A 26,877-nucleotide genomic window follows, 5' to 3' on the forward strand; every position below is an offset into this window, starting at 1 on the left:
CCTGGACCGCTGACCCCGACAAAATCATCGCTGCCGTCAGGCGTGGGCACCAAGCGTTAGATTCCATCCACTAGCGAAAGAACCGGGCCGGCCGGAACTGGGCGAGTTCGGGGCGCGGTTTGCCGCTCATTATCTCGTCTGCCGCCATCGCCCCGAGCGCAGGCGAAAGCGTCGCGCCGCTATGGGTGACCATCACATAGTAGCCTTCGAGGTTCGGTACGGGGCCCATGGCGGAGAGGCCGTCCTTGGGAATCGGACGCTGGGTGACGCGGCTCGCTTCCGGTTTCACCGGCGCGATTCCGGGCAGGATCCGTGTCAGGCGCGCGACGAGATCCGCCGCCTGGTCGAGGCCAGGACGGTTCGTGATTTCGGGGGTAACCAAGGCATCGGCCGGCCCCCAGTGCACCATAAGCCTGCCGGCGCCATCCGGCCTAAAATCGCAAACAGGTGTGGCCACGACACGCTGGATCGATGCGGGAACCGGGGGCGTGAAGACCAGAAAGCCGACAGTCGGCGCCAGCGGCACATTCGGGGCCGTTCCGGCAATCGTGTCGTTCGACCAGCGCCCGGTGCAGTTGACCACGAGATCGGCCATCAGGGTGTCCCCCGCCTCGGTGTGCACACCCTTGACCTTGCCGCCCTGCACAAGCAGCCCGGTAACCTTCGTTTGGGTATGCAACTGCGCGCCCTTGCGGCGTGCAGCGGTCATCATCGCATGGGAGTAGACGACAGGATCGAGCCATCCGTCCTCCGGATACCAGGCGACCGGGGCATCGCCCACCGCGGCAGGATCGATATCGGGCTCGAGTTCAAGCAGCTGCTGGCGATCGATCCATTCGACGCCATAATCCCATTCCTGGAGGCGAGCCACCTTGGCGCGGTGTTCGTCTCGCCCCTCCTCGTCGCGCCATTCGACACGGCCGCCGGCATGCCACCACGGCGTCGCACCGAACTCGTCCTTCAGCGCCGCATGCGCCCGCATGCCCGCGACATTCAGATCGTGATAGGGGCGCGGCGCCTTATTGCTGGAATTCGTCCAGGCGAAGCTGATGCCGGAGGTGCCACCGCCGACGCGCGTGGCCTCCAGCACGGTGACCTTCGCGCCCGCGAGCGCAAGACGATAGGCCACCGACGTCCCCAGGACGCCGGCACCGACAACGATGATCTCAGGCATAACCGTATTTCCGATCGAATAAGGGGCGATTGGGATGGCGCCGGAACTACTTCGCCTGCGACGCGGACCAGCCGTCACGAACCAGCGTCTTGAGTTCGGCCAGCGACATGGTCTCGAGCCCGATATCGTCGAGCAGGTCGTTCTCGCTCGCGAAATCGCGGCCATAAAGTGCCGAGAAGACGTCGATGCCAGCCTGGTGCAGCGTGGCGGGCCGATCGGTCAATTTGCCGAGCAGCACGGTCGGATGCAGGCCGAAGGGCGCATCCTCCAGCACATAGCGCGTGTCGATGCTGTCGGGGCCGTTGCCGCCATTGCCGCGTGCGGCAAGCTGGCGGGCCATCTCGCCGACCGGTCCGGGCTCGACATGGAAGGAGAGGTTATAGTGCTCTCGAATGGTGCGCACCTTGTAGCCGGCCGCCTCGGCGATCGCGAGGCGTTCAGCATCGAGCGCTTCGAGCAGGCGGCCGACAGAGTCGGTATTGTTTTCGTTCTGGCCCCAGGTTTCGCCGTGCTCCATGCGCGTGAAATTGCATAGTGCGATGCCGAGATGGTTTTGCGGATTGAGGTTGGAGAGAGAAATCGCCAGTGCGTCGGAGCGCTCGACGAAGCGGTCGCCGAACAGTTCCTGACAGACTTGCAGCCCGCGTGCGCCAGCCGAGGCAGGGATGGTCGCGATATCGACCTTGGAACGGATCGTCGAGACGTTCACGCTCGCGTCCCCGGTGCGGCGCCCTGCCGTCACAGTGGTTCCCCAGACAACGACAGGGATATCGAGCCCGCGCTCCGCGATCTTTTTGGCGATATAGAGGCCGCTGAACGAGGTGTGCGAGCTGATGATGACAATCTGACCGCTGGCAAGGTGGGGAGCGGCGGCATCCATCGCCATGCGATGGCCATTGGCCGGCAAGGCCAGCAGGACGGCGTCAGCGCCGGYGATCGCATCACCCGCGTTGGTCGCCATCGTGACCTTGAACGAACCGTCGAGCGAGCCAGTCGCCGCTAGTGGCTTGCCCGCGACGATGCTTTGCCCGGTTTTGCCTGAGGGCGACCACAGCACAGGCTCATGGCCGAGGGAGGCGAGCAGCGCAGCATTGCCATAGGCTATCGAGCCCGCACCGAGTATTGCGACACGCATCGTTTGTTTCCTTGGGAGTACTAGAGGCTTCTGGAGCGCCGGGCCGACGAGCCCGGCGCTGACGACGGCATTGAATTCAGTATTTGTAGCCGGCCTTTTCCATATATTGCTTGGCCAGGTTCATGTCGTAGGCGATCGGCTTGAGCAGATCGTGGTCATAATCTTCGGAGGTGAAGGGAATTGGCACCGTGCCGGGCTTGCCGAAACCGGCAACAACGTTCTTGATGATCTGCTCGCGCGGGATCATGTGGCTCATGGCCTTGCGGACATAGGCCGCAGCTTCCGCCGCACGGCTGGGATCCTGCTTGCCGAGCGGGGTTTCCACGCCCGTTCCGAAGACCGGGTGGTTCATGTTCAAGCAGGTCTGCATCCACTTATAGGAATCGAAGCGATTGACGGTGCCCCATGACGGATCGATCGTCTCGAGCAGCCCGCCGACGTCGTACATCGGATCATGCGCATCGATGGAGCCGGCCTTGATCGCGCTCAGAACAGCGTCGGCGCCCTGGATATTGACCACGTAGAAGGTTTTCACATTGCCTTCGGTCTTCTTCCAGTAGCTATCGTTCTTGATGTATTTGTAAGCCTTGCGGGCCGGATCGAAACCCTGCGGAATCCAGGGCCCCGTGCCGATACCGCCTTTGGCCTCGAAGGTCTTGCCGTCGGAGGTCTTGACCGGGAAGGTGCCGAGCCAGGTGCTGATGACATGGCCACGCAGCTCCTCGGGCTTGAGGCCCTGATAGGCGTGTTTCGGCATGATCGCGATGACGGGCAGGACGAAATCGCGAAACATCACGTTCGGCTCCCGCAAGGTCACGGTGATCTCGTGGGTGCCGCTTACCTTGTAGGCATCCTTGCTGCCCAGGACGGTCTCGAGGGGCGACTGGAAGACGCTGGCATAGGTCTTGTCGATCACCGTATCCCAGGTGAACTTGACATCTTCGGCAGTGAACTCCTCGCCGCTATGCCATTTCACGCCCTTGCGAAGGGTGAATACCCAGGTCCTGCCGTCGTCGGAGGTCTTCACTGACTCCGCCAGCGCCGGGACGAGCTTCTTGTTCGCCCAGCTGTCGTATTCGAACAGCGCGTTGTAGACGGGGCCGAAGATATTGGCCTCGTTGTAGCCGCTGCCATACATCGGGATGAGCTGGCTCGGCGGCTGCCAGGACGCGAAAGTGGCCGTGACGTCGCCAGTGGCGCCCTCGATCGTCCAGTTCTCGGGGCGCGGATAGAAGACCGGGTTGTAGGTCGTCGATTCCATGCCCTTCAGCTTCGGATTCGTGATGATCACCTCTTCCGGATAGAAGACGACATGGAGCGGCTCGATCTCGTACCAGCGCTTCATGAAGGCGGTGATCGCCGCCTTGCGGTCGGCCGGCGTGACGGAGCGCGAGTATTTCTCGATCGCCTCGTCGATCTGCTTGTCGGCGATGCGATAGTAATTCTGCCCGTTCGGCGGAAAATTCTTGCTGTGGAAGAGCGTCTCGGGCAGCGGCACCAGCCCACTGTAGTAAATCCGCTCGGAATACATGTCCCAGCCRCCATCGACATGCGTCTTGCCGCTGTCATTGGCGCGCCGCGCGATCACGACCGAAGGCGGCTGGTAGCTCGACACGATATCGATGCCGAGGCGGGCGAACTGCTTTCCGATCAGGTCCGTCCAGATCATGCGCGACTGGAGGTTGTTGAAGATCATCAGGTAGAGCTTGAAGAAGGGCGGCTTGGCCAGCGCCCCCTCCGGTATCCCACCGGCCGCGAGCGCGGCCGCTCCGGCTCCGGACCATTTCAGCACATCGCGTCGCGTCGATTTCCTGGACATCGATTTTCCCCTTGTTTCTTGGTGGTGCGAAATGAACAGGCCGAGAGCGTCCGGCACTCAGGCCTGGAAGCGCGAAGGACGAAACTGCGCCAGTTCCGGACGCTCCCTGCCCCGCAGGACCTCGTCGGCGACGGCCTGGCCGAGGAAGGGAGACAGCGTCACGCCGCTGTGGGTCACGACGACGTAGTAGCCGTCGACGCCGCGGGCCGGTCCGACGGTGGAGAGCCCATCGGCGGGGATCGGTCTGACGGTCGTGCGCACCGCTTCGGCCTCGACGCCTGCCAAGCCGGGCAGAAGCTCGGTTGCGCTTGCGAGCGCGATCTTCGCCTCCTCGCAATCCGGCAGACGGCTTTCCAATTCGGCGAAACGGTCGTCGAGCGAGTCCTTGCGGATCATCATGCGGCCTGCCCCGTCCGGACGGACATCGACGTCGGGCGCATGGAAGGGCCGGCGCAGATCGACACCGACCGGAGGCGTGAAGACGAGGAAGCCCACGGTCGGAGCGAGCGGGACATTCGGCGCCGTCTCGCTCACCGTATCGTTGGACCAGCGCCCGGTGCAGTTGATGACGAGGTCGGCTGCGTGGACAGCGCCCGTATCATCCCGAGCGCCGACGACACGACCATTGCGGGTCTCTACCCCGGTCACCTTCACGCCGGTCTTCAGCGCCGCTCCATAGCGCTGACGGGCAGCGCGCAGCATGGCTCCGGCGTACTGGACAGGGTCCACCCACCCTTCTTCAGGGCAGAATACGATCTGAGCCTTGTCCGAAACTGCGCCGATTGCCAGCTCCGGCTCAAGCGCCTGCAGCCGCTTCTTGTCGATAAACTCCGCCGCATAGCCCCACTCGCGCAGCCGCTCGACCTTCTTCGCCTGAGCGGCGATCTCCGCCGGATCGACGCGCCACTCCAGGCTACCGCTCTGATGGAACCAGGGTGTCGAGCCGAACTCATCCTTCAACGCGGCATGCGCGCGCATGCCTGCGACGTTCAGGTCGTGATAGGGGCGCGGCGTCTTGTTGTTCGCATTCGTCCAGGCGAAGCTCACTCCGGATGTTCCGGCGCCGACGCGAGAGGCTTCGAGGACCGTGACCTTCGCACCGCCCTGGGCGACGCGGTAGGCGATGGAGCTGCCGACAATTCCGGCTCCGACGACGATAACATTCATCATGGCGTTTCCTATGGTCTCTCCCCGCTCTCAGCGCGGGTTGTGGCAAGCGAAGGCGTGGGTGCCGTCCGGTGCGGACAGCGGCGGAATCTGTTGGGAACAGACAGGCAGTGCGGCGGGGCAGCGGGTGTGAAAGACACAGCCGGACGGTCGCCGGACAACACTGGGGACTTCGCCCTGGATCGCCTGGCGCTGTGCCTGGTTTGAGGGATCAGGCACGGGAATCGCCGAGATCAGGGCAGCGGTGTAGTGATGGCGCGGCCGTGCGAAAATCTCGTCGACCTCACCGATCTCGACGAGATTGCCGAGATACATCACCGCAATGCGGTTGCTCAGAAAGCGCACGGAACTCAGGTCGTGCGAGATGTAGAGATAGGAGAGTCCCAGGTCTTCCTGCAGGTCCGCCAGCAGATTCAGGACCTGCGCCCGCACCGAGACGTCGAGCGAGGAGACGGGCTCGTCGCAGATCAGCAGTCGCGGCTCGACCGCCAGAGCGCGCGCGATCCCAATGCGCTGGCGCTGCCCGCCGGAGAATTCGTGGGGATAGCGATCGGCATAGTCCGGCGGCAGCCCGACCCGCTCCAGCAGACCTTCCACCGTCGCGTCCCAGTCCTCCTTCGGGGCATGACCATGGACGCGCAGCGGCTCGGTCAGGATCTGCCTGACGCTCCAGCGCGGATTGAGTGAAAGATAGGGATCCTGGAAGACGTATTGCATCTGACGGCGCAGCGCGAGCACGTCCGGCCGCCGATCCTGAGTGAACGTCGCCCGGATATCCGTGTCGCCGAGGCGGATCGCACCGGCAGTCGGTTMGACGAGGTGCAGGATCGCGCGGGCCGCCGTCGTCTTGCCGCAGCCGCTTTCGCCGACGATGCTCAGCGTCTCCCCGGCCGCCACGCTGAAGCTGATGTCGTTGACCGCGCGGATTTCCCCGGTGACCTTCTGGCGGAAGAGCCCGCGGCGGCGCAACGGGTAGCTCTTCACCAGCCCGTCAACGGTCAGCAGGGGCTGTGGCACGCTGCGTGGGCGGACATTCGGGGTCGGCTCAATCATGGCTGGCCACTCCGGCGCTGCCGCGCTTCAGGCAATGAACGACACGGCCTGGCTCGATCGCTGCGGCCTGGGGCACCAGCCGGGAGCATTCCGGCGCGGCTTCGGGACAGCGCCCGGCGAAGCGGCAACCGCCACCGAGTGATTGTCCGGGCGCGACGGCGCGCCCGACCGTGGGCAAGCGCTCGCGACGCCCCTCACCATCGACTGCGTAGCGCCGGTCGATGCGCGGCGTGCTTGCCAGAAGGGCCTGCGTGTAGGGGTGCGAGGGCCGTGCGAAGATGGCGTGCTTGTCGCCCGTCTCGCAGACCTGGCCCGCATACATGACGGTGATCCGATCGGCGATGCGAGCCACGACGCCCATGTCGTGCGTGACGAAGATCATCGACATGCCGAACCGCGCCTTCAGGTCTTCGAAGAGATCGAGGATCTGGGCCTGGATCGTGACGTCGAGCGCCGTCGTCGGCTCATCCGCGAGCACGAGCGCCGGGTTGCAGAGCAGAGCACGGGCGATGCAGACACGCTGCTTCATGCCGCCGCTCATCTCATGCGGATACTGCGACAGGCGCGAGCCGGGGTCGGTGATGCCGACGAGGCGAAACAACTCCTCCACCCGCTGCAGAGCAACGCTGCGCGGCATCTTCTCGTGAACCTTCAGGATCTCGCCGAGCTGCGCGCCGACCGTCATCAGCGGGTTCAGGGAATAGCCGGGGTTTTGGAAGACCATGGCGAGCCTGCGCCCGCGCAGTTTCTGCATCTCGCCCTGCGACTTCGCGGCGAGGTTCTCGCCATCGAACATGATGCGGCCGCCGGTGATCCGTGCGGGAGGCGGCAGAAGGTTCAGAATCGCGAGACTCGACAGGGTCTTGCCGCTGCCGGATTCTCCGACGATGCCCATCGTCTCGCCGGCGCGGACCTGAAAGCTGACATCCTCAATGATGCGAACGGGCGCATTCCAGGGTGGAAACTGAATCCGCAGGTTCTCGACGCGGACGAGGTCATGGACAGGCGGCGTCAGCACGCTGCTATCGTCGATCGAAATGGCGGCGACTGGCTTTGGGGTGGCGAGGCTCGACATCTCAGCGCTTCGCCCGTGGGTTGAAGGCATCGGTCAGGCCGTCCGCCAGAAGGTTGAAGCCGAGCACCGTGATGAAGATGGCGACACCCGGGCTGAGCGATGCCCAGGGAGCCACTTTCAGTGCCTCGTAATTGAAGTAGAGCAATTGCCCCCAGCTCACCGCGGCCGGATCGCCGAAACCGAGGAAGCCGATCATCGCCTCCGCCAGCACGGCCCCGCCGATGCCGAGCGCCACGATGACGACAAGGGATGGCAAGGCGTTCGGAAGAATGTGGCGGAAGAGGATATCGCCCGAAGTAGCGCCGATGCAGCGCGCAGCCTCGACGAATTCCTGGTTCTTCAGCCGCAGGAACTCGGCACGCGTCATCCGAGCGATCGGAGCCCAGGAGAAGACGCCGATCAGCAGGATGATGACGCCGAGATTGAGATACGGCACGCTTTCGAAGGGCGTGTTGACGACCGCCACGCCGAGCAGGCGAATGACGGCGAGGATGACGACAAACATCGGAATCACGAGGAAGAAATCGGTGAAGCGCATCAGCACCTCATCCGTGGTGCCCCCGCGATAGCCGGCAACGCCGCCGACCAGAACACCGATCAGCGAGGCGATCGACATGGCTCCAAGCCCGACGGCAAGTGCCGTCGGCGCGCCGTAGATCACACGGCTGGCGACATCATAGCCCATGCGGTCCGTCCCCAGCGGGTGGACCCAGCTCGGCGGCGCCTTTGCACCGGGGTCGATCATCGGGCTCTGGTCCTGCGGATCGAAGGGCGCAATGAATGGCCCGATGACGGCGGTCGCGACGACGAGGAGGACCAGGATGAGTCCGAGCATGCCGGTGCGGCTACGGGCGAAGCGCTGCCAGCCCTGCCGCCAGATGCCCTTGACCGGACGGCGGGCCGGCCTTGCGGAAGACGGCGGATGAGCCGTGATCGTCTGATCGCTCACATGCTCACTCCAGGCTGATGCGGGGGTCGATGAAGACGTAGATGACGTCCGTCAGCAGGGTGGTGCAGATCAGCATGAAGGCGATGACCGCGCTCGCCCCCATGATGACGGGATAGTCGAGCTGATGGATCKCGGAGATGTAGAGATATCCGAGCCCCGGCCAGGTGAAGACGGATTCGGTTACCGGCGCCGTGCCCAGCATCAGGCCAATCAGGAGGCCCAAATAGGTCAGCATCGGGATGAAGGCGGCGCGCAGTGCGTGCACATAGATGACGCGCCGCTCGGGGATGCCACTCGCGCGCATCGCCGCGATGAAGTCGCTCTTCAGCACATCGACCATATTCGAGCGCATCAGGAGCGTCAGCGTCGCGGTGTTGAAGAAGGTCAACATCGCGACCGGCAGGACCATGTGCCAGAGCGCATCGAGCGTCGGGCTGCCCCAGAGAGGATTGCGGGTCGAATAGGCGCCGTAGCTCGGCAGCCAGTCCAGGCTGTACGAGAAGATGAAGATCAACAGGATGCCAAGGAAGAAGGCTGGCAGCGACTGCCCCAGCAGCGCCGTGGCCATCACCGCGAAATCGGAGCGCGAGTGTTGTCGGCGCGCCGCCGTGACACCGAACAGGATCGCGACCGCAAGGGCGATCAGGATCGCGGGAAGCTGAATCTTGAGGGTCTGCCAACCCCAGGTCAGGATGAGCGAGCCGACAGGCTGGTTGTAGACGATGCTGGTGCCGAAATCGAGTTGGACGATCCGGCTCAGCCAGAGCAGGTAGCGCGTCATCGGCGGATGATCGAGCCCGTAATAGGCCTTCATCCGATCGATCACCTCGCCGGTCATGCCGGGTGTTTCCGCCATCATCAATTCGATCGGGTTGCCGATCGAATTGACCAGAAAGAAGATCGCCGCACTGACGCCCAGCATCAGCAGGGCTGCAAAGATCATTCTTCTCGTCAGGAAGACGAAAATCCGCATCGGCGAATATTTCTCCAAGTCAACGGGACAGCAGATCTCATTCGCTCCACAGCGTTGTTAGGCGCGAATGGAACTGGCGGTTTCTGTTTGATCTACGTCAATGACAAGGAGCGTATGGGCCGAAAAATAGGCCGTCAAAGAATATGTTTTTGCTAGTTCATTCCTTCAGGTTATGAGTTAGGCCTTCGACCGGCCCAGCCTCCAAGCGGTGCTTAAGCTTCGGCCCGATAGCCAAGCCGCTCGAATTCGTCCTCGAGATCGCGGGTCAAGGCCTCGGCAAGGGAGGAGCTGCTCAGGCTGAGGGGCCGCAGGTGCCAGACGGGGAAGGAGATCTCCGGCAGAAAGGGCTTCACGACGAGGCCGCGGCCGCGAAAGGCCAGCGCATTGATCTCGTCGACGATGGCGACAGCCGCCCCGTTCGCGACCAGAGCACAGGTCAAATGCGCCATCGGCGCCTCGATCATGATCCGCAACCGCACGCCGGCAGCATCAAAAGCCTTCTCGATGATCGTGCTGCGCTCGATCGCGCCGATCGAGACATAATCCTCTCCGTCGAAATCCTCAGGCCGCACGTCGCTGCGCCCCGCGAGCTTATGCTGTTCCGGAACGATGCAGACGCCAGGTATGCGCGCCATGACGCGGCACGCGACATTGGGATGCGGCGTCGACGTATTGGTTATGCCGAGATCGATCTGCCCGGCAATGGCCCATTCGATCACGCGCTCGGAACTGCGCGAGTGCAGCGATATCGTCGTATTCTCGTGTTTGCGGCGGAAACGCGCGATCAGCGGCGGCATCAGCGTGCCGGCCAGCGCCGGTTTCACGCCCAGATTGAGGCGGCCGAAGCGCATCTGACTGATGTCCTTCGACATCCGTTCAAGCCGCTCGATGCTTTCCCAGGTCCGCTGGACCTCCGCGAAGAACAGTTCGCCGTCGCGCGTCGGCTTGAGCCGTCCCTTGGTGCGCTGGAACAGGGTGATCCCCGTCGACCTCTCGAGCTGGAAGAGCATCTTGCTCGCCGCTGGCTGCGAGATGGCCATGATCTCGCCCGCCTGCGTGAGCGTTCCGAACTTCATGATGTGACGGAAAAGCTCGACATGCCTGAGATTCATCAATGCCCCGCTCCTTGCTCGTGATTGAGAAACCCGAGATCACCGTGCGTCCGCGCACCCTGTCGATTCCAAACTGCGACCCTTGCCCGGCCCATGCAGAGCCAAAACCCGGCTCAGCCGATAGTCAGGCACGACGAAGCCTGAAGGATGCAGCCGTCAGTCATCCCCGCGATCGCCCCCTCGAAAGGGCGCCGGCGGCAACAAGCTGGCACTGAACGCCTCCACCAGTTTGCTGGTGGGGCGCCCGCGCTGGCGGAACAGATAGATCGGCACGCGTATCCTCGGGCTGAACGCACGAAACACAAGCCCCTTCCCGGCCTGGGTGCGAGCGGCCTCGCTGTCGACGATGCCCACGCCACATCCTGCGGCGACGAGGGTGCAAACCGTGACGCCCAGGCTTGCATCGATCATCGAGCGGTATCGCACGCTCGCGCCATCGAGCGCCTGGGATAGCCGGCGCCGGAATTCGTCATCCAATCCGAGCCCGACAATGGCCTCGTCGGCGAGGTCTTCCGCCCTGATTTCCGACCTGCTCGTCAATCGATGCCTTTCCGGCAAGGCGATGACGCCTTCGAGGTCGAACAGCTTGCGGCGCGACAGATTGTATTCCTCGCTTCGCAGCTGGGCGATGCCGAGATCGATCTCGCCAGTACCGACAAGCCGGGCGGCGTCGGTGGAATTGCTGGATTGCAGCGAGATGGTGACATCCGGATGGGCTGCGGAAAACCGCGCAACCATGGCCGGGAGCCAGGCGAGCCCCAGCGCTGGAATCGTGCTGACCACGATGCGGCCCTGCTTGCGGTCGCGCAGACTAGCGGCGAAGCGCGCCAGATTCTGCATACCGAAATAGGTGCGCTCGACTTCCGTGTAGAGCGCCCGCGCTTCTTCCGTTGCAGCGATCCCCTTCGTGGTTCGCGAGAAGAGCCGCAACCCGAGTTCGTCTTCGAGCAGTTTCAGCGCCTTGCTGACCGCCGGCTGCGAGATCCGCAGCATGGTCGCCGCCTCCGTAATGGAGCCGGAGTCCATGATCGCCTTGAAAACCTCCACCTGCCGATAATTCATGCGGCCTCGCCATAACCTCAGTTCATATACATCGCATAATTATGAATTTGAGGCAGATCAATGCGTGTGGTTCTCTAAAGGCCGTCGCTGACTTTGCTGCGCCCGATCCAATCGCGGCGCGAAAGCGACCAAGGAAGCAAAAACAGCAATCCCTCCATAGCGTTAGGCGGGGCATTCGCCCGGCTGCGCCGTCATGGAACGATATCTTTGCGAGCTTGGGGAACAGTCGAACATGCGCAACCTTCGTCGATCCTGCTACGTCGCCGCTCTCTCCGCCGGCGTGTCGATCATGGCCCTCCAGGTGCAGGCGCAGCCGGCCGGCATCCTTCGCATCGCGGTCGGTGCGGACCCGGCTACCTTCGATCCCGCCTTCAATGATCTTCCGGTCGGGAATGCGGTTGATCTGGCCGTCATGGAGGGCCTCTTCCGGCTCGATCCGCAGAACAACGTCCAGAAGAATCTTGCGACAGACCATGCCTTCTCGCCCGATGGGAAGGTCTTCACGGTGAAGATCCGGACAGGCAGGAAATTCAGCAACGGCGACCCGCTGAACGCCGAGGCCGTTGCGGCAAGCTTCAACCGCATGCTCGACGAGAAGACCGGCTCGATCTATCGCGGCCTCTATGCCTCGCTCGGGACGATCAAAGCGGTAGGCGAGGATACCGTCGAGTTCCACCTCGCTGAGCCGAACGGGCATATCCTGATGCTGCTGTCCAACACGGCCGCCAGCATCGTCAACGTCAAGGCGCTGCAGGCCATGGGCGCAGAATATGGCCGAAAGCCCATCGGCTCCGGCCCTTACATGGTCGAGAAATTCATCGGTGGCGAAGGCTTCAGGCTCGTCCCCAACCCTTCCTATTCCGGCGACTATCCGGCGACGCTCAAGGCCATCGACTTCACTGTCGTTCCCGAAGACGGCTCCCGCATGGCGCTTCTGGAAACCGGGAGCGTCGATGTCGTCGAACGCGTACCACCTGAATCCATGCCGGCGATCAATGCCTTGAAGGACGCCAAGGTCATCAACCCACCCAGCATGTTCTCCATCAACATGGAGATGGTGCTGCGCGGGCCGCTCGCCGACCCGCGCGTGCGCAAGGCCTTGAACCTCGCGATCGATCGTGAAGGCATCACCAAGGGAATTCTTGGCGGACTGGGCACACCATCCGTCGGCATGGTCGGCCCAGGCACTCAGGACGAACTGCGCAAGACCTTCCCGCCGATCGCCTTCGACCCTGAAGCCGGCTACACAAATCCGCGCGTCGATGCATTGCTGAAGGAGGGACGCATGGCGACCGACCCGGCAAAGCAGAAGGAGATCTATGGCGAGATCCAGAACATTGTCTGGAGCGACCAGCCCTTCCTCTTCCTCTGGTACCAGACCCAGGCGCTGGGCGTAGCCAACCGCGTTCAGGGTCTGGCKATCCAGCCGAACGAGACGCTGGTCTTCGACAAGGTCACGCTGAAGTGAGGCTTGCATAGCGGAGAAGCGGCAATGTTCGTTCTCAAACGCCTGGGCAGCGCGCTGCCGACGCTCTTTGCGGTTTCCCTGCTCGTCTTCCTCTTCGTCGACCTGATACCGGGCGATCCGGCCCAGATCCTCGCCGGGCCGACCGCCTCGAACGAAGAGATCGAGAGCATCCGCAAATTCCTCGGCCTGAACGAGCCGCTTCTCACGCGGTACGGCCAGTTTCTGCGCGGCATCTGGGATCCATCCGCTGCGACGTCCTTCCGAACGCACCGCCCCGTCGTCGTCGAGCTCTCGGAGCGGCTGCCGAATACGTTGATCGTCTCGATCGGCGGGCTCGCACTCGGTCTTGTCGTCGGCACGATTGCCGGCATCGTCTGCGCCATGCGGCCGGGCGGGCTCGCCGATGCTGCGATCACGGTGCTCACGCTCGCCGGCATCTCGATGCCGATCTATTGGCTGGGCCTGCTTTGCATCTGGCTCTTCGCGGTCAATCTCGGCTGGCTGCCCGCGGCCGGCGCCTCGACGCCTGCCCATTTCGTCCTCCCGATCCTCGTCATCGCGACGCGCCCGGCAGCGATGTTCAGCCGCCTCGTCGCCACGAGCCTGCTGGAATCGATGGGCAAGGACTATCTCGATACCGCCCGGGCCAAGGGGCTCAGCGAGACCCGCGTCGTCCTGTTCCATGCGCTGCGCAATTCGCTGATCGCTGCGGTCAGCGTCGCCGGCGTACAGTTTGGCGGCATGCTGGGCGGCTCGGTCGTCACCGAAACCGTGTTTGGCATTCCAGGCGTCGGTCGCCTGCTCGTCGATGCGGTCTCCCGCGCCGACTATCCGGTGATCCAGTATGCCATCCTGATGTTCGCGTTCTTCTTCGTGATCATCAATCTCGTCACCGACCTGCTGACCCAGTGGCTCGACCCCCGCACGCGCGAGCAGGAGCGGGCGACATGAGCATCATGCCGAACGTGCTCTCCGCACCTGAAAGAGCGGCACCCCTTGACGCCTTTGCACCGCAGTCGCGCTGGCTGCTGCTGCGACGCATCCTTTCACAGCCGAAAGGCGTCGTAGGCCTGACGCTTGTCACGCTCTACCTGCTGCTCGCGATCTTCGGGCCTATGCTGGCGCCTCAGGATGCCTTTCGCCAGAACTTCGCCCAGACCCTGCGGCCACCTTCCGCCGCGCATTGGTTCGGCACCGACCAGCTCGGCCGCGATGTTTTCAGCCGCGTCCTGGTCGGCGCCCGTGCGACGCTGGGCATCGGAGTAGGCGGCGTCGCCGTGGCCTTTCTGGTCGGCGTGCCGCTCGGCGTCCTCGCCGCCTGGCGGAGGGGCTGGATCGAAGCCGCGGTGATGCGCGCCATCGATGTCATGCTGAGCTTCCCCGATATCGTCTTTGCGCTGGCGGTCGTCGCGATCCTCGGCGCCAATATGCAGAACGTCATCATCGCGGTCGGCATCGTTGCGATCCCGGTCTTTGCGCGCACGGCAAGGGCGGTGACACTCAGCATCCTCGCCGAGCCCTATATCGAAGGCTCGATCGCGCTGGGCGCCAATCCGGTGCGGGTGATCCTGCGCCATGTGCTGCCGAACATCTCCGGCACGCTTCTGACGCTGTCGACCTTGCTGTTCGCTTCGACCCTGCTCTCCGCCTCGGGCCTCGGCTTCCTCGGACTCGGCACCCAGCCGCCCTTCCCCGAATGGGGAACGATGCTGGGGGAGAGCCGCTCCTATATTCGCAGCCATCCCTATCTCGCGACGTTCCCTGGGCTCTTCCTCGCCGTCTCGGCGCTAGCCTTCAATTTGCTCGGAGACGCTCTGCGTACGATTTACGATCCGACGAGCCGGCGTGTCGCCCGCAGGCCTCCGATTCTTAGCCTGTTGCGGCGCCGCCCTCCGCCAGGCGAAGCGCAGCAGCAATCCGCGGAGAAAGCGACCGACCTGGCCGTTTCAGTTCGTGGCTTGCGCATCGCCTACCGCACGGGCGAGGGCCTTCTCGAGGTTGTGCGCGGTGTCGATCTCGCGATCAAGCCGGGCCGGACTCTGGCGGTGGTCGGTGAATCCGGCTCCGGCAAGTCGACGCTGCTGAGGGCAGTCGGCACCTTGGTCAATCCGCAGGAAGTTGCGATTACGGCAGGCGCTATCCGCATCGGGGGCGAGCCGGCATTGGGCCTCGGCCCCGCCGCCCTGCGCGATCTGCGACGCCGCAAGGTCGGCATTGTGTTCCAGGATGCGGCAAGCGCATTGAACCCCGTGCTCACCATTGGCAACCAGCTCGCCGAGGCGGTCACGGCCGGCTCCCGGCTCGACTCGGAGACCGTGCGGCAGCGCTGCATTGCACTGCTGCGCGACGTGAATATCGCCGATCCCGAGCGCCGGCTCGACATGTACCCGCACCAGTTCTCCGGCGGCATGAAGCAGCGCATCGTCATCGCCATCGCCCTTGCTCAGAACCCCGAAGTGCTGCTCGCCGACGAGCCGACCAGTGCGCTCGACGTGACGATCCAGCAGCAGATCCTCGTCCTGCTGACCGAGATCCAGAAGAAGCGTGGCATGGCCATTCTGCTCGTGACCCATGATCTCAACCTGGTCGCGCGCTTCGCCGACGACGTTGCGGTGATGTATGCGGGCCGGCTCGTCGAAAGCGGCGATGTTGCGAGCGTGCTGGAGCGACCGCTCCATCCGTATACTCAGGCACTGCGCGCGTCGGCGCCGGGTGGCAGCGAAGGCCGAGGCCGGCATCTGCGGACCATCGCTGGCGAGCCGCCGCTGATCGGTCGCCTGCCATCGGGCTGCTCATTCCGTCCCCGCTGCCAGCGCAGCGCCAACCGGGCGGAATGCGCCTCAAGCGAGCCTGGTCTCCGGGCCGTCGCCGGCCGCGACGTGGCCTGCGTCTTTGCCGAGGAGGCAACGCGATGAACGCGCCCTTCCCACTCCCACCTCGCGTCCCCGGAACCGACACCGACGACATCGTTATAGTCGCGGATGTCAGCCGGCATTTCGGTGGCAGGCGGCGCTTTCTGAGCGGTGTGGCGGCGCCTGTGGTACGGGCCGTCGACAGGGTTTCATTCCGCGTCCAGCGCGGAACCTGCTTCGCCATCGTGGGAGAATCCGGCTCCGGCAAGAGCTCGCTGGCACGGCTCGTCGTCGGGCTGCTGCGACCGACCGAGGGCGAGGTCACGATCGATGGCGTGCCGCTCTCGACGCTAGATTCAGCCGGCCTGCGCACGATGCGCCGCAAGGTTCAGCTCGTCCTGCAGGATCCGAGGGCCTCGCTTGATCCGCGGATGACCGTGTTCGATACGCTCTGTGAAGCGCTAACCGTGCACGGGCTCCATCGCGAACGCACAGCCAAGCTCGACCGGATCAAGACGGTGATTGGGCTGGTCGGTCTCAACCTGGCCCATCTGGGGCGCTACCCGCATGAATTGTCCGGCGGACAACGCCAGCGCGTTGCCATCGCCCGAGCAATCATCTGCGAGCCGGAGGTGCTCGTCCTCGACGAGCCGGTCAGCGCGCTCGACGTTTCGGTCCAGGCACAGATCATCAATCTCCTGGCCGATCTTCAGGCCAAGCTTGCTCTGACCTACGTGATCATCACGCATGATCTGGCCCTGGTCGAACATATGGCCGATGCCGTCGGCGTGATGTATCTCGGCCGCTTCGTCGAGCAAGGCGATGTCGGCGAGGTCTGCGGCGCACCCCGCCACCCCTATACGCAAAGCCTGATGGCGATCGCCGGCCACTCCGCCCCGATCTCCCGCGACCGGCCAGCGCCGGTGCTGGAGGGCTCGATTCCGAGCCCGCTCGCGATTCCGCCGGGCTGCAGTTTCCACACACGCTGCCCCTTGGCGCGGCGGCTCGCCATCGGAGCGACCACGGTCGTCGAAACCGCCGATGGACGCGTGCCACGTCCCTGCGCCGAGGATCCTCCACCATCCCTGCCTGCGCCGGGAGGCCGCAGCACCGCGACCTGTCACTTCGCGGATGAACGCCTCCCCGACTTTGACCACCGAAGCAACATAAGGAACTGATCGATGTCCGATCACAGCAATGCCTCCGAAATCGTCATCGTTGGCGGGGGCATTTACGGCACGAGCCTGGCCTATCAACTGGCGAGCGCCGGCAAGACAGTGACGCTCCTCGAGGCCGGCGAAATCGCCGGCGGCGCCTCCGGCGGACCGGGCGAGCGCGGCGTGCGCGCCAATGGCCGCGACCTGCGCGAATTGCCCATCTGCGCCGTCGCCCTGAAGCTTTGGGGCGACTATCAGGAGAGTTTCGAGGGCGGTGTCGGGTTCCGCCGCCTCGGTGGCCTGCAGGTCTACGACGTCTCGTATGGCCATCGCGAACACGAAGTGCTCGGGCGCATGGCGGCAAACGCCGCCGCACAGGCGCGGCTCGGTACGCCTTCGCAGGTCCTGACGCGCGATKAGGCGCTGGCTCGGGAACCCGAGCTCGCCCCCGGTATCATCGGCGCGATCTACTGCCCCAATGACGGCGTCGGCGACCACACATTCGCAACGCTGCAATTCGCAGCGCAGGCGACGAAGGCCGGAGCGGTGATCCGCACGGGCGCCAAGGTCGTCGAGATCCTGCATGCGCGCGGGGTCGCCACCGCCGTGAAGCTCGCCGACGGCGAGATAGTCCCGGTCGGAGAGCGGCTGGTGGTGGTCGCCAATGCCGGCGCGGAGACGCTGCTGAAGCCTGTTCTCAAGCCGCATGAGCTCGGGCCGGTCTGGAACCTCATGCCGCAGATGCACTACGTCTCGAACCCGTTGAAGAAGACGGTCAATCATCTTCTCTCGCACGCCCATCGGCGCCTCGCGGTCAAGCAACTCCCGGATGGAACGATCATGCTGTCGGGCGGCGCCCATGTCGCCCATACACCGGAGGGCCTCTGGAAAGGCTCGCTGAGTGCCATGACGCAGAACGTGACCGATGCGATCCTGACCCTGCCCTTCATCGACAACTCGACCTTCCTCAAGGCGGACGCGTCGCGGGTCGATACCGTCGCCGTCGACCACATTCCGCTGATCGGACAGGCGGAGGGCCTGGCCAACACCATCTATGGCTATGGCTGGTCCGGCCATGGCTTCGCGATCTCGCTGGGGTTCACCAAGTTCTTCACGGAATGGCTGATCTCCGGCGTGAAGCCAGAGGTCCTGGAGCCCTTCTCCCCGGCGCGGTTTCACAAGCCGGCCGCGATGCTTGCCGCCGCGCCGCTCGGCCGCGCCGCCGCCTGAACCACCATCCATCTGAAACCAGCGCCGACGGGTACAGCCTTGGCTTGCTGTCCCTGTCGGTCGGAAGGACACGGCTATGCTTCCTGAATTCGACGCGACCCGCCCCGGCAAGTTCAACTACGATCTCGGGCCGATCGCCGGTGCCCTCGACGGCGTCACCGGTGATTTCGTCTGCTGCATCAATAACGGCAAGGGCCCCTCCGTCCTGCTCTGCGGCGGCATCCATGGTGACGAATACGAGGCGCAGATCGTCCTGCGGCGACTTGCGGAGCGGCTCGAACCCGCTGACGTGACCGGGCGCGTGATCATCGTGCCGTCCCTCAATTTCCCCGCCTCACAGAAGGGCAAGCGCCTCTCGCCCATCGATGGACAGAACATGAATCGCTTTTTCCCCGGCAAGGCCGACGGCACGCCAACCGAGCGGCTCTGCGCGTTCGCCGCAGAAGTGCTGTTTCCGGCTGTCGACCTTTTGATCGACGTCCATGCCGGCGGCAGCGATGTCTCGGTCGTGCCCATGGTCTTCGGCTTCACGACGGCGAAAAGCACCGTCGACGACGCCCGCCTGAACCGCCTGATGGAGGCATGGGGCTATCGTTTCGTGCAGCATGTCGACGGAATCGACGAAACTGCCTGCGGCGCCGCGAAACTTGCCGATCTGGCCTCCATCGAGGTCGAGGGTGGCGGCGGGCGCATGAAATCATCCGAGTTAACGATCATGGAAGAAGGGCTGCTGCGCGCGCTGGCCGATTTCGGCGCGATCAAGCCGATGCTGGAGCCCCTCCCCTTCGCCGGCGTGCATTTCACGGCCGGGCCGGAAGGCCAGTACCTGGCGTCGCGAGCGGGCCTCGTCGAACATCTCGTCGCGCTCGGTGACGAGGTCACGAAGGGCCAGCGCGTGGCGCTGCTGCATCCGACGGCAGGAGCGCGCAGCGCCCCGGAGGAGATCCTCAGTCCGATGCCGGGCTATGTGCTGCGCCAGACGGAGCACGCCTACGTGTCGGCTAAGCAGTTGATCGGCAATGTAGGTACGCCGATCAAAGGATAAGCCGACGTTCGGCCTGCCGGACGTAGCGGAGCGATCTGGCGGGCCGAGTGTTGTCGCCCGCTTCGATCCGATGGATCGAACGGAGCTTGGGCCCCCATATCGTCCTCAGCGCCCCCCTGCCCACGATGCCGCCCGTCCCTGCAGGGGCGGTATCGCGCACCGGATCAGCGTTCCGCTCCGGCAAGCCATTGTTCCCAGGCGATCTGGGCCGTTGCACCCAAACCCCTGAAGGGCTCGGGAGGAAGCCAATTGGGGCCATTCAGCTTCATGCGCTCACTCAGGAGCGAGGATTGCGAACCGCAGGCCAGAAGACCGAGATCGGGCTCCACGTCCTCGCCTATAACCTCAAACGCGTCATCGCCATCATCGGTGCCAAGTCGCTGATGGAAGCGATCCGCGCCTGCGCCCGATCTCGTCACGCGTTCACGCCGCTCGCCGCTCAAACGCCGTCAGCGCGTTTGCACACAGCCTCGGCCCATACCGGACCTCGGCGTTGACAGAGTTGAATGTCTGCTGCGCGGCTCGAAACAGACGTAGTGCCATTGGCCATAACGTCATGACGGCATGGCGGCATGGCGGCATAGCCGGACCCCTGCACGTGGGTCTCGCTCCAGGTCTGGGTCGCCATCACACGACGCCCGCGGACGGTTGTAAGCCATAATCCTCCCGCGATACTCGAAATCGGTCGCAAGGCTGGAACCTTATGGGCAATACGGTTGCGTCGGGGGGAGGCAAGGAGGGCGCCTCGATGCATAACGCCCAGGGACTTTCGCTTCACGGCACGCTCGGCGGGCGCAAGTACCTGAACGCCGCCGAGCGCCGCCGCATCATCCGGGAGATCCACCAGGACCACGCACCGTTCTCGTCGTCCTCGTGCCGAAGCACCCCATGCACGTAGGTGTAGAGGCCATCGGGTCCGGGCCTTCGTGGACCATGCGAAGAGCAACTTCGTAACCGCGCTGGCGGGGCCTGAAAGGTCTAACATGTCGCTCAGGGGGACATCCGGTTTCGGGCATGCCGCGGAGGTCCGCAAATGGCGCACTGTCGAAGTGGATTTGATCGCGATCTACCGGTGCAAGCCACTTATATGGAAAGAACCTTGAGCAGATCGACGGTACTTGATACGCCAAATTTCTTCAAAAGATTCGCTCGGTGGATGTGGACGGTCCGGTGGCTGATCTGCAGCGTCCGCGCAATGTCCTTGCTGCTGCAGCCTTCGTAGAGCAGCTTCGCGACTTCTCGTTCGCGCGAAGTGAGGCGATGGCTGGACGAAACCCCGGGCGCCGCCGCGACGCTCAGATCCACGAACGTCCAAATTACGCGATCGTAGGGCTGGCCCCGGTCGAGCGTCGCCCCGTTGACACGGCACCAGAAATTCTCGCCGTCGCAGCGCTTCATCAGCCAGTCGTCTGAATAGAAGCCCTGCTCGGCGAGGATGGGAGCGATCCGCCGGCCTCGCAGCTCGAACTCCTCGACCGACGAGTAGAATGCGGCGAATGACTGCCCCTTGATCTCGTCCGGCGTGCCGCGCCACATCTCGCAAAACAGCGCGTTACATTCGACGATGACACGCTTGTAGAGGACTGCGCAGGACACCGGCAGTCGAACGAACAGTTCCTCGTAGTTCATCTTTCCTCCCCGGCACGAGACCAACCGCATTCCGGGGGAATGCCGGTTGCCTAGGTAAGCACGGTGACTGGACAGCCCCGTCATCGCCAACCTTAATCAGCCCTCATACCTATTTGCCTAGGTTACCCTCATCGCACAAGAACCTTCTCCGGTTCACGAGAATGCGATGGGGAGCCGGGGCCGCGTTAAATCTGTGAGGATCGGTTGAGCCGCCAGCACCTGACCAATCTCCGCATGCTCGATGTCCGTATGGGGCAGCTGAGATCCGATATCTGCGTGTCGATCCAGGGGGAGCGCATCGTCGAGATCAGCGACCGCCCGCCCAGCGACGGCGATGGCGAAACCATCGACCTGGGCGGTCGCGTGCTGATGCCGGGCATGATCGACTGCCACGCCCACGTCACCGCCGTGCAGCTAAATCTCGCCCCGACGCGTCAGCTCCCGGTCTCGCTGGTCACGGCCGGAGCCTCGCGCATCATGCGCGACATGCTCATGCGTGGCTTCACGACCGTGCGTGATGCGGGCGGGGCCGATCGTGGGCTCAAGCTCGCCGTCGAGCAGGGCCTGTTCGTCGGCCCCCGGCTCTTCATCTGCGGCCGGGCGATCAGCCAGACGGGTGGTCATGGTGACTTCCGTCCCCAGATCGATCAGCCGGACCCCGGCTCGCTCGACCATCTCTTCAACGGCATCGGCCGCATCGCCGATGGCGTGCCGGAGGTCAGACGCGCCGCGCGCGACGAGATCAGGCTCGGCGCGGACCACATCAAGATTATGGCCTCGGGCGGCGTCGCCTCGATGGCGGACCCGATCGACTTCCTGCAATATTCGGAAGAGGAGTTGGAGGCCTTTGTCGACGAGGCGCGTCGTGCCCGCACCTATGTGATGGCGCACACCTACACGGCCGATGCGATCGCGCGCTGCGTCCGGGCCGGCGTGCGCAGCATCGAGCACGCCAATCTGATCGACGAGGAGACGGCCGCGCTGATGGCCGAGCGCGGCGCCTTCATGGTGCCGACGTTGGTGACCTATGAGGCGCTAGCGCGGGAAGGTCGCGCGCTCGGCTTCTCCGAGGTCGGGTTGGAGAAACTCGCGAAGGTGCTCGATGTCGGCACGCGGTCGCTGGAGATCGCGAAGGCGGCCGGCGTGAAGATGGCCTATGGTACCGACCTGCTCGGCGATCTGCATCGCTACCAGTCGGATGAATTCCGGATCCGCGGCGCCGTACTGAGCGCCGCCGAGGTGATCCGTAGTGCCACCGAGACGGGCGCCGAACTCATCGGAATGGCCGGCCAGCTCGGCGTCGTCGCGCCCGGAGCCTACGCCGACCTACTCGTCGTCGATGGYAACCCGCTGGACGATCTCGGCCTGCTGCAGGGCCAGGGAGAGCATCTGCGCGCCATCGTCCAGGGCGGCCGCTTCGTCAAGAACGAGCTTTAGCCGACACGTCTCGCATCGCGATAAACAGGGGAGATCATGGATATGACTTCGATCAACAGACGGCGAATGGGCCTCGCGGCGATCGGCTTCGGCACGCTGCTGCTGGCCGGAATTACCTCGGCCTTCAGCCAGGAGGCATACCGTCTCGGCGCGCTCAATCCGGTCACGGGCGCCGGCAACACATATGGCTCTGGGATGCAGAAGAGCATCATCGCCGCGGCGGCCGAGGTCAACGCGGCGGGCGGAGCCGCCGGGCGCAAGCTCGAGGTCTTCGCCGAGGATGACCAGACCTCGCCAGAGCCCGCGGTGCTCGCGGCCAAGAAGCTGATCGAGGTCAACAAGGTCAATGCGATCCTCGGCACTTGGTCGTCCAGCGTCTCGCTCGCAATCCAGCCGCTGACGAAGTCGTCGAACACGATCTTCATGCACACCTCGTCGGCGCCGCAGCTGTTCTCGCAGAACGAGCGCCTGCTGGGCTGGGGCTATCAGTCGGGCAGCAAGTACAACGGCCAGGCCATGGCCGCTGCGGTCGCCAAGGAAGGCTTCAAGAAGCCGGCTATCATGGCGTTCAACAACGATGCCGCCACCGGCAATGTCGGCTTCTTCCGGACGTTCTGGGAGGCTTCCGGCGGCAAAGTGCTCGCGTCGGTGGTCTATGAGCCGCGCCGCACCAGCTATCGTTCGGAGCTGCAGAAGGCACTCGCCTCCAATCCCGACGTCGTGGTGCTCTCGGGCTATCTGCCGGACACCAGCATCATCCTTCGCGAGGCCTATGAGCTCGGCGCGACCGCGAAGTTCCTGATCCCGGGCTGGGCCGCCGGCCCACAGCTGATCTCGGCGCTCGGTCCGGAGGTGTCGGAGGGCGTGCTCGTCTACGAGTCTGTTCCCGACATCGAGGGCGCTGCCTTCAAGCGTTACAGCGAGGAGTACAAGAAGGCGCTGGGCTCCACCGGCGAGGACAACGTCTTCGCGGCGCAGTCGTACGACATGGTGATCACACTCGCTCTGGCGATCGAGAAAGCCGGCGCCGCCGCCGACAACCTCGCCATCGCCAAGGCGATCCGCGAGGTCGCCAATCCGAACGGCCAGAAGGTGAGCAGCTTCGCCGAGGGCCAGAAGGCGCTGAAGGCCGGCCAGAAGATCAACTACGAAGGCGCGTCGGGCCGCCTCGACTTCGACGAGGAAGGCAACGCGGTCGCCGATTTCGCGGTGTTCTCGATCGACAAGGGCAAGTACGCCAAGCGCTACGTCCTGAAGTGAGACACGCCGGGTCGGGGCGTCCAGTACGCCCGGCCCGGATTTTGGAAAGCTCGATGTCCAACCTCGCCGATTACCTCAACCTCGTCGTGTCCGGCGCCGTGCAGGGCATGATTATCGCGCTTGCCGCGCTGGCTATCTCCCTGTCCTTCGCGGTGGCGCGCTTTCCGAACGCCGCAACCGGCGACATCATGACGCTCGGCGCCTATACGGCGGTGATCGTGYAGGCTGCGGCGGCCGGCTCGTTGCTCGTCGGCAGTATCGCCGCGATGCTCGTGACGGTAGCTCTGAGCGTGGCTTCCTACTCGCTGGTGTTCCGGAAGCTCGCGGACCGGCCTCTGGTCACCTCGCTCATCGCTTCCATCGGCATTGCCTTCTTCCTGCGCAGCACGCTGACCCTGTTCCTCGGCTTCGATCAGTACGTCTTCAGGGTGCCGATCATGCGCGGCATCAACCTCTCAGGCGTGCGCATCCTGCCTATCGATATTTGGCTGGCTAGTGTTTCCGCGACCGTCCTGGTCGGGGTCTTTGCGCTGCTCTTCCTGACGCCGCTGGGCCGGCGCATGCGCGCCGTCGCCGCCGACAGCAACCTCGCGCGCGCAAGCGGCATCCGATCCGGCCAGGTGATGATCACGCTCTGGGCGATCGTTGGGCTGCTCAGCGCCATCGCCGGTATCATGGTCGGCATCAAGACGGTGGTGACGCCGGAATTGGGCTGGGACCTGCTGCTGCCGGCCTTCGCTGCGGCGATCCTCGGCGGCATCGGCAGCCCGGTCGGCGCCGTCCTCGCCGCGATCGGCCTCGGCATTGTGCAAGAGCTGTCGACGCCACTCGTCGGCTTCACCTACAAGATCGCACTCTCCTTTGTGGCGCTGATCGCAGTCCTCATCATTAGGCCGCAGGGCCTGTTCGGCCAGGCGGAGCGGGTGCGCTGAGATGATGTCCTATCTGATCGCCATCGGCATCATGACCAGCATCTACGGACTTCTGACGCTCGGGCTGAACCTGCATTACGGCTATACGGGCATGATCAATTTCGGTCATGTCGCCTTCTTCGCGGTCGGCGCCTATACCTCGGCGCTATTTGCTGTCGCCGGCTATCCGATCACGCTCGGTGTCGTAGCCGGCACCGTCGCCGCAGCCGTCATGGCCTATCCGCTTGGCATCCTCTGCCTCAGGTTGAGAGCGGACTATCTCGCCATCGTCACGCTGAGCTTCTCGGAGATTGTCCGCCTCGTCATCATCAGCGAGGAATGGCTGACCAACGGCACACGCGGGCTGGCGGGGATTCCGCGGCCCTTCGCCGGCCTCGGCTACGGCAAGGCCGACCTCGCCTATCTCGCGCTGGTCATAGGAGGTCTCCTCGTTGCTGTGCTGGCGATCCGCAAGCTCACCGGCAGCCCATTCGGCCGGCTTATCCGCGCCGTCCGCGACGACGAGGATGCGGTGCGCTCAGTCGGCAAGGACCCGGCCAGCATGAAGGTCAAGGTGCTGATGCTGGGCGGCGGCCTCGCCGGCCTCGCCGGCGCCTTCTACGCCCATTACGTCACCTATATCTCGCCGGACCAGTTCCTGCCGATCATCACCTTCTATGTCTGGATCGCGATGATCATGGGCGGTGCCGGCACGCTTTCGGGCGCGATCGCCGGCTCGGCCATTCTGCTGGTCTTCCTCGAGGGTTCGCGCTTCCTGCGCGACGTCGTGCCGATTGTCACTGAGGTGCAGATGGCGAGCCTGCGCCTCGCCGTGATCGGCCTCGCGCTGATCCTGTTCATGCTCTACCGCCCCCAGGGGCTCATTGCCGATCGCAGCCGCACATGACGCTCACCCTCAAAAACGTCAGAAAGCGGCTGGGCGGGCTCGACGTCGTCAATGCGATGTCGTTCTCCGTGCGGCTAGACAGCCTCAACGGCATCATCGGCCCTAATGGCGCGGGCAAGAGCACGCTTTTCGCAGTGATCAGCGGCTTCCAGGAGGCTAATGCCGGGGAGATCACCTTCGCCGGAACCGCGCTCGGCGGGTTCAGCGCCGAGAAGCGCGCCCAGTTAGGTCTGGCGCGAACCTTCCAGGTCCCCCGACCCTTCTCGCACCTCACCGTCAGGGAAAACCTCGCCGTCGGCGCCCAGGACCAAGTCGGCGAAGGTGTCTTCGCGCCCTTCTTCCGCGGCGCTGCGGTGCGCGAGCAGGAACGCTCGATCTTCGAACGCGTCGACGGCGTAATCGAATTCCTGAAGCTAGGCGCCGTGGCGTCGCAGCCTGCGGGCCGGCTTTCAGGCGGCCAGCGCAAGCTGCTCGAACTCGGGCGCGCGCTGATGATGGAGCCGAAGTTCATCCTGCTCGACGAGCCTTTCGCGGGCGTCAACCCGGTGCTGATCGACGAGATCTCCGAGCGCATCGCCGAGGCGAATGCCCGCGGCGTCGGCTTCCTTATCGTCGAGCACAACCTGTCCTCGCTGGCGCGGCTCGTGCAACGCATGCTGGTCATGGATCGCGGCCGGCTGCTAGCCGACGGCAAGCCGGACGAAGTCCTCGAGGACAAGATGGTCCAGGAAGCCTATATGGGCGGAGTCGTGGCATGAGGCTTTTGACCGTCGAGGACGTATCGGCCGGCTATGGCGAGGTCGACATCATCAAGCAGATGAACCTGACGGTGGATGCCGGGGAAATCGTCACGATCGCGGGAACCAACGGCGCCGGCAAGTCGACGCTGGTCAAGGCGATCATGGGGCTGGCGCCGCGCTGCAACGGCGTGATCCGCTTCGGCGAGCATGATCTCCTCGCCATGAAGGCCGAGGACAGGATCAAATGCGGCATCAGCTACGTTCCGCAGGTGGCCAACGTCTTTGGGCCGCTGACGGTCACCGAGAACCTGCAGGTCGTCGAGCATGTAAAGGACCGTGGCGTACGAATCCGCGAGATGTTCGATCTGTTCCCTGCGCTCGCAGAGCGTCGGCGCGCCCAGGCCGGCTCGCTCTCTGGCGGCGAGCGCCAACAGCTCGCCTTCGCCCGTGCGCTGATGCCGCGCCCGAAGATGATCCTGCTGGACGAGCCGACCGCGGCGCTCTCTCACGCGCTGGTAGAGCAGGTGCTGGGCCTGATCCGTGGGCTACCGGAGCTCGGGATCGCGGCGCTCGTCGTCGAGCAGCGAGCGCGCCAGAGCCTCGAGATCAGTGACCGAGGCTATATCCTCGACAGCGGCCGGATCGTGCTCACCGGCGCAGCCAAGGCGCTGCTCGCCGACGAACAGATGGCGCGCTATTATCTCGGCCGGGCCTGACGGTCG

General features: G+C 64.3%; 24 protein-coding genes. 13 read left to right on the forward strand and 11 right to left on the reverse strand.

Annotation, left to right across the window (positions count from 1 at the left end; all coding sequences use genetic code 11):
• Positions 1–70 precede the first annotated feature (70 nt).
• From AC1DRP_RS22215 to AC1DRP_RS22260, 10 genes are all read right to left on the reverse strand, one after another.
• Positions 71–1,174 (reverse strand): NAD(P)/FAD-dependent oxidoreductase, encoded by a 1,104-nt coding sequence (locus AC1DRP_RS22215; protein ID WP_441508807.1) that lies wholly within the window; start codon positions 1,172–1,174, stop codon positions 71–73.
• Positions 1,175–1,220: 46 nt separating this feature from the next.
• The gene (locus tag AC1DRP_RS22220) at positions 1,221–2,309 is read right to left on the reverse strand and encodes an NAD/NADP octopine/nopaline dehydrogenase family protein (RefSeq protein WP_476769556.1); all 1,089 of its coding nucleotides are present in this window, start codon (positions 2,307–2,309) and stop codon (positions 1,221–1,223) included.
• A 76-nt stretch (positions 2,310–2,385) separates the two neighbouring features.
• Positions 2,386–4,128, reverse strand: a complete 1,743-nt coding sequence (locus AC1DRP_RS22225; protein WP_476769557.1) for an ABC transporter substrate-binding protein — start codon at positions 4,126–4,128, stop codon at positions 2,386–2,388.
• 57 nt (positions 4,129–4,185) lie between these two features.
• The gene (locus AC1DRP_RS22230) at positions 4,186–5,298 is read right to left on the reverse strand and encodes an NAD(P)/FAD-dependent oxidoreductase (protein ID WP_476769558.1); all 1,113 of its coding nucleotides are present in this window, start codon (positions 5,296–5,298) and stop codon (positions 4,186–4,188) included.
• Positions 5,299–5,325: 27 nt separating this feature from the next.
• The gene (locus tag AC1DRP_RS22235; protein WP_476769559.1) at positions 5,326–6,348 is read right to left on the reverse strand and encodes an ABC transporter ATP-binding protein; all 1,023 of its coding nucleotides are present in this window, start codon (positions 6,346–6,348) and stop codon (positions 5,326–5,328) included.
• Positions 6,341–7,423, reverse strand: coding sequence for an ABC transporter ATP-binding protein (locus tag AC1DRP_RS22240; RefSeq protein WP_476769560.1), 1,083 nt, complete (start codon positions 7,421–7,423; stop codon positions 6,341–6,343). The genes AC1DRP_RS22235 and AC1DRP_RS22240 overlap by 8 nt, the downstream gene beginning before the upstream one ends.
• A gap of 1 nt (position 7,424) precedes the next feature.
• The gene (locus tag AC1DRP_RS22245) at positions 7,425–8,372 is read right to left on the reverse strand and encodes an ABC transporter permease (RefSeq protein WP_441508812.1); all 948 of its coding nucleotides are present in this window, start codon (positions 8,370–8,372) and stop codon (positions 7,425–7,427) included.
• A gap of 4 nt (positions 8,373–8,376) precedes the next feature.
• Entirely contained in the window at positions 8,377–9,345 is a 969-nt protein-coding gene (locus AC1DRP_RS22250; RefSeq protein WP_476769561.1) for an ABC transporter permease, read from the reverse strand.
• A 212-nt stretch (positions 9,346–9,557) separates the two neighbouring features.
• On the reverse strand, positions 9,558–10,457 hold the full coding sequence (locus tag AC1DRP_RS22255; RefSeq protein WP_476769562.1) for a LysR substrate-binding domain-containing protein: 900 nt from the start codon (positions 10,455–10,457) through the stop codon (positions 9,558–9,560).
• 156 nt (positions 10,458–10,613) lie between these two features.
• The gene (locus AC1DRP_RS22260) at positions 10,614–11,519 is read right to left on the reverse strand and encodes a LysR family transcriptional regulator (RefSeq protein WP_476769563.1); all 906 of its coding nucleotides are present in this window, start codon (positions 11,517–11,519) and stop codon (positions 10,614–10,616) included.
• A gap of 232 nt (positions 11,520–11,751) precedes the next feature.
• On the opposite strand from AC1DRP_RS22260, the gene AC1DRP_RS22265 reads away from it, so the two are divergent.
• From AC1DRP_RS22265 to AC1DRP_RS22295, 7 genes are all read left to right on the forward strand, one after another.
• Positions 11,752–12,987, forward strand: a complete 1,236-nt coding sequence (locus tag AC1DRP_RS22265; RefSeq protein WP_476769564.1) for an ABC transporter substrate-binding protein — start codon at positions 11,752–11,754, stop codon at positions 12,985–12,987.
• A gap of 24 nt (positions 12,988–13,011) precedes the next feature.
• Positions 13,012–13,938 carry an ABC transporter permease gene (locus AC1DRP_RS22270; protein ID WP_476769565.1) on the forward strand — a complete coding sequence of 309 codons (927 nt, stop codon included), beginning with the start codon at positions 13,012–13,014 and terminating at the stop codon, positions 13,936–13,938.
• The gene (locus tag AC1DRP_RS22275) at positions 13,935–15,902 is read left to right on the forward strand and encodes a dipeptide/oligopeptide/nickel ABC transporter permease/ATP-binding protein (protein ID WP_441508818.1); all 1,968 of its coding nucleotides are present in this window, start codon (positions 13,935–13,937) and stop codon (positions 15,900–15,902) included. Before AC1DRP_RS22270 ends, AC1DRP_RS22275 begins: the two co-directional genes overlap by 4 nt.
• Positions 15,899–17,017, forward strand: a complete 1,119-nt coding sequence (locus AC1DRP_RS22280) for an ABC transporter ATP-binding protein (RefSeq protein ID WP_476769566.1) — start codon at positions 15,899–15,901, stop codon at positions 17,015–17,017. Before AC1DRP_RS22275 ends, AC1DRP_RS22280 begins: the two co-directional genes overlap by 4 nt.
• A 3-nt stretch (positions 17,018–17,020) precedes the next feature.
• Positions 17,021–18,226, forward strand: a complete 1,206-nt coding sequence (locus tag AC1DRP_RS22285; protein WP_476769567.1) for an NAD(P)/FAD-dependent oxidoreductase — start codon at positions 17,021–17,023, stop codon at positions 18,224–18,226.
• A gap of 76 nt (positions 18,227–18,302) precedes the next feature.
• Positions 18,303–19,271 carry a M14 family metallopeptidase gene (locus AC1DRP_RS22290; RefSeq protein WP_476769568.1) on the forward strand — a complete coding sequence of 323 codons (969 nt, stop codon included), beginning with the start codon at positions 18,303–18,305 and terminating at the stop codon, positions 19,269–19,271.
• 290 nt (positions 19,272–19,561) lie between these two features.
• A complete protein-coding gene (locus tag AC1DRP_RS22295) occupies positions 19,562–19,768 on the forward strand; it encodes a hypothetical protein (protein ID WP_476769582.1) in 207 nt (68 codons plus the stop codon).
• Between the two features lie 586 nt (positions 19,769–20,354).
• On the opposite strand, the gene AC1DRP_RS22300 is transcribed toward AC1DRP_RS22295, so the two are convergent.
• Positions 20,355–20,900 carry a LuxR C-terminal-related transcriptional regulator gene (locus AC1DRP_RS22300; RefSeq protein ID WP_476769569.1) on the reverse strand — a complete coding sequence of 182 codons (546 nt, stop codon included), beginning with the start codon at positions 20,898–20,900 and terminating at the stop codon, positions 20,355–20,357.
• A 204-nt stretch (positions 20,901–21,104) separates the two neighbouring features.
• Here AC1DRP_RS22300 and AC1DRP_RS22305 point away from each other — a divergent pair, with 204 nt between their 5' ends.
• The 6 genes from AC1DRP_RS22305 to AC1DRP_RS22330 are packed head-to-tail and all read left to right on the forward strand — an operon-like array spanning position 21,105 to position 26,871.
• Positions 21,105–22,337, forward strand: a complete 1,233-nt coding sequence (locus AC1DRP_RS22305) for a metal-dependent hydrolase family protein (RefSeq protein ID WP_476769570.1) — start codon at positions 21,105–21,107, stop codon at positions 22,335–22,337.
• Between the two features lie 42 nt (positions 22,338–22,379).
• The gene (locus AC1DRP_RS22310; protein ID WP_476769571.1) at positions 22,380–23,597 is read left to right on the forward strand and encodes an ABC transporter substrate-binding protein; all 1,218 of its coding nucleotides are present in this window, start codon (positions 22,380–22,382) and stop codon (positions 23,595–23,597) included.
• A gap of 53 nt (positions 23,598–23,650) precedes the next feature.
• Entirely contained in the window at positions 23,651–24,529 is an 879-nt protein-coding gene (locus AC1DRP_RS22315; protein ID WP_476769572.1) for a branched-chain amino acid ABC transporter permease, read from the forward strand.
• 1 nt (position 24,530) lies between these two features.
• A complete protein-coding gene (locus tag AC1DRP_RS22320; protein ID WP_476769573.1) occupies positions 24,531–25,415 on the forward strand; it encodes a branched-chain amino acid ABC transporter permease in 885 nt (294 codons plus the stop codon).
• Positions 25,412–26,173 carry an ABC transporter ATP-binding protein gene (locus AC1DRP_RS22325; RefSeq protein WP_476769574.1) on the forward strand — a complete coding sequence of 254 codons (762 nt, stop codon included), beginning with the start codon at positions 25,412–25,414 and terminating at the stop codon, positions 26,171–26,173. The genes AC1DRP_RS22320 and AC1DRP_RS22325 overlap by 4 nt, the downstream gene beginning before the upstream one ends.
• A complete protein-coding gene (locus tag AC1DRP_RS22330) occupies positions 26,170–26,871 on the forward strand; it encodes an ABC transporter ATP-binding protein (protein ID WP_476769575.1) in 702 nt (233 codons plus the stop codon). Before AC1DRP_RS22325 ends, AC1DRP_RS22330 begins: the two co-directional genes overlap by 4 nt.
• The last annotated feature ends 6 nt before the right edge of the window (positions 26,872–26,877 follow it).

The sequence above is a fragment of the Allobosea sp. 01N443 genome, assembly GCF_056399325.1.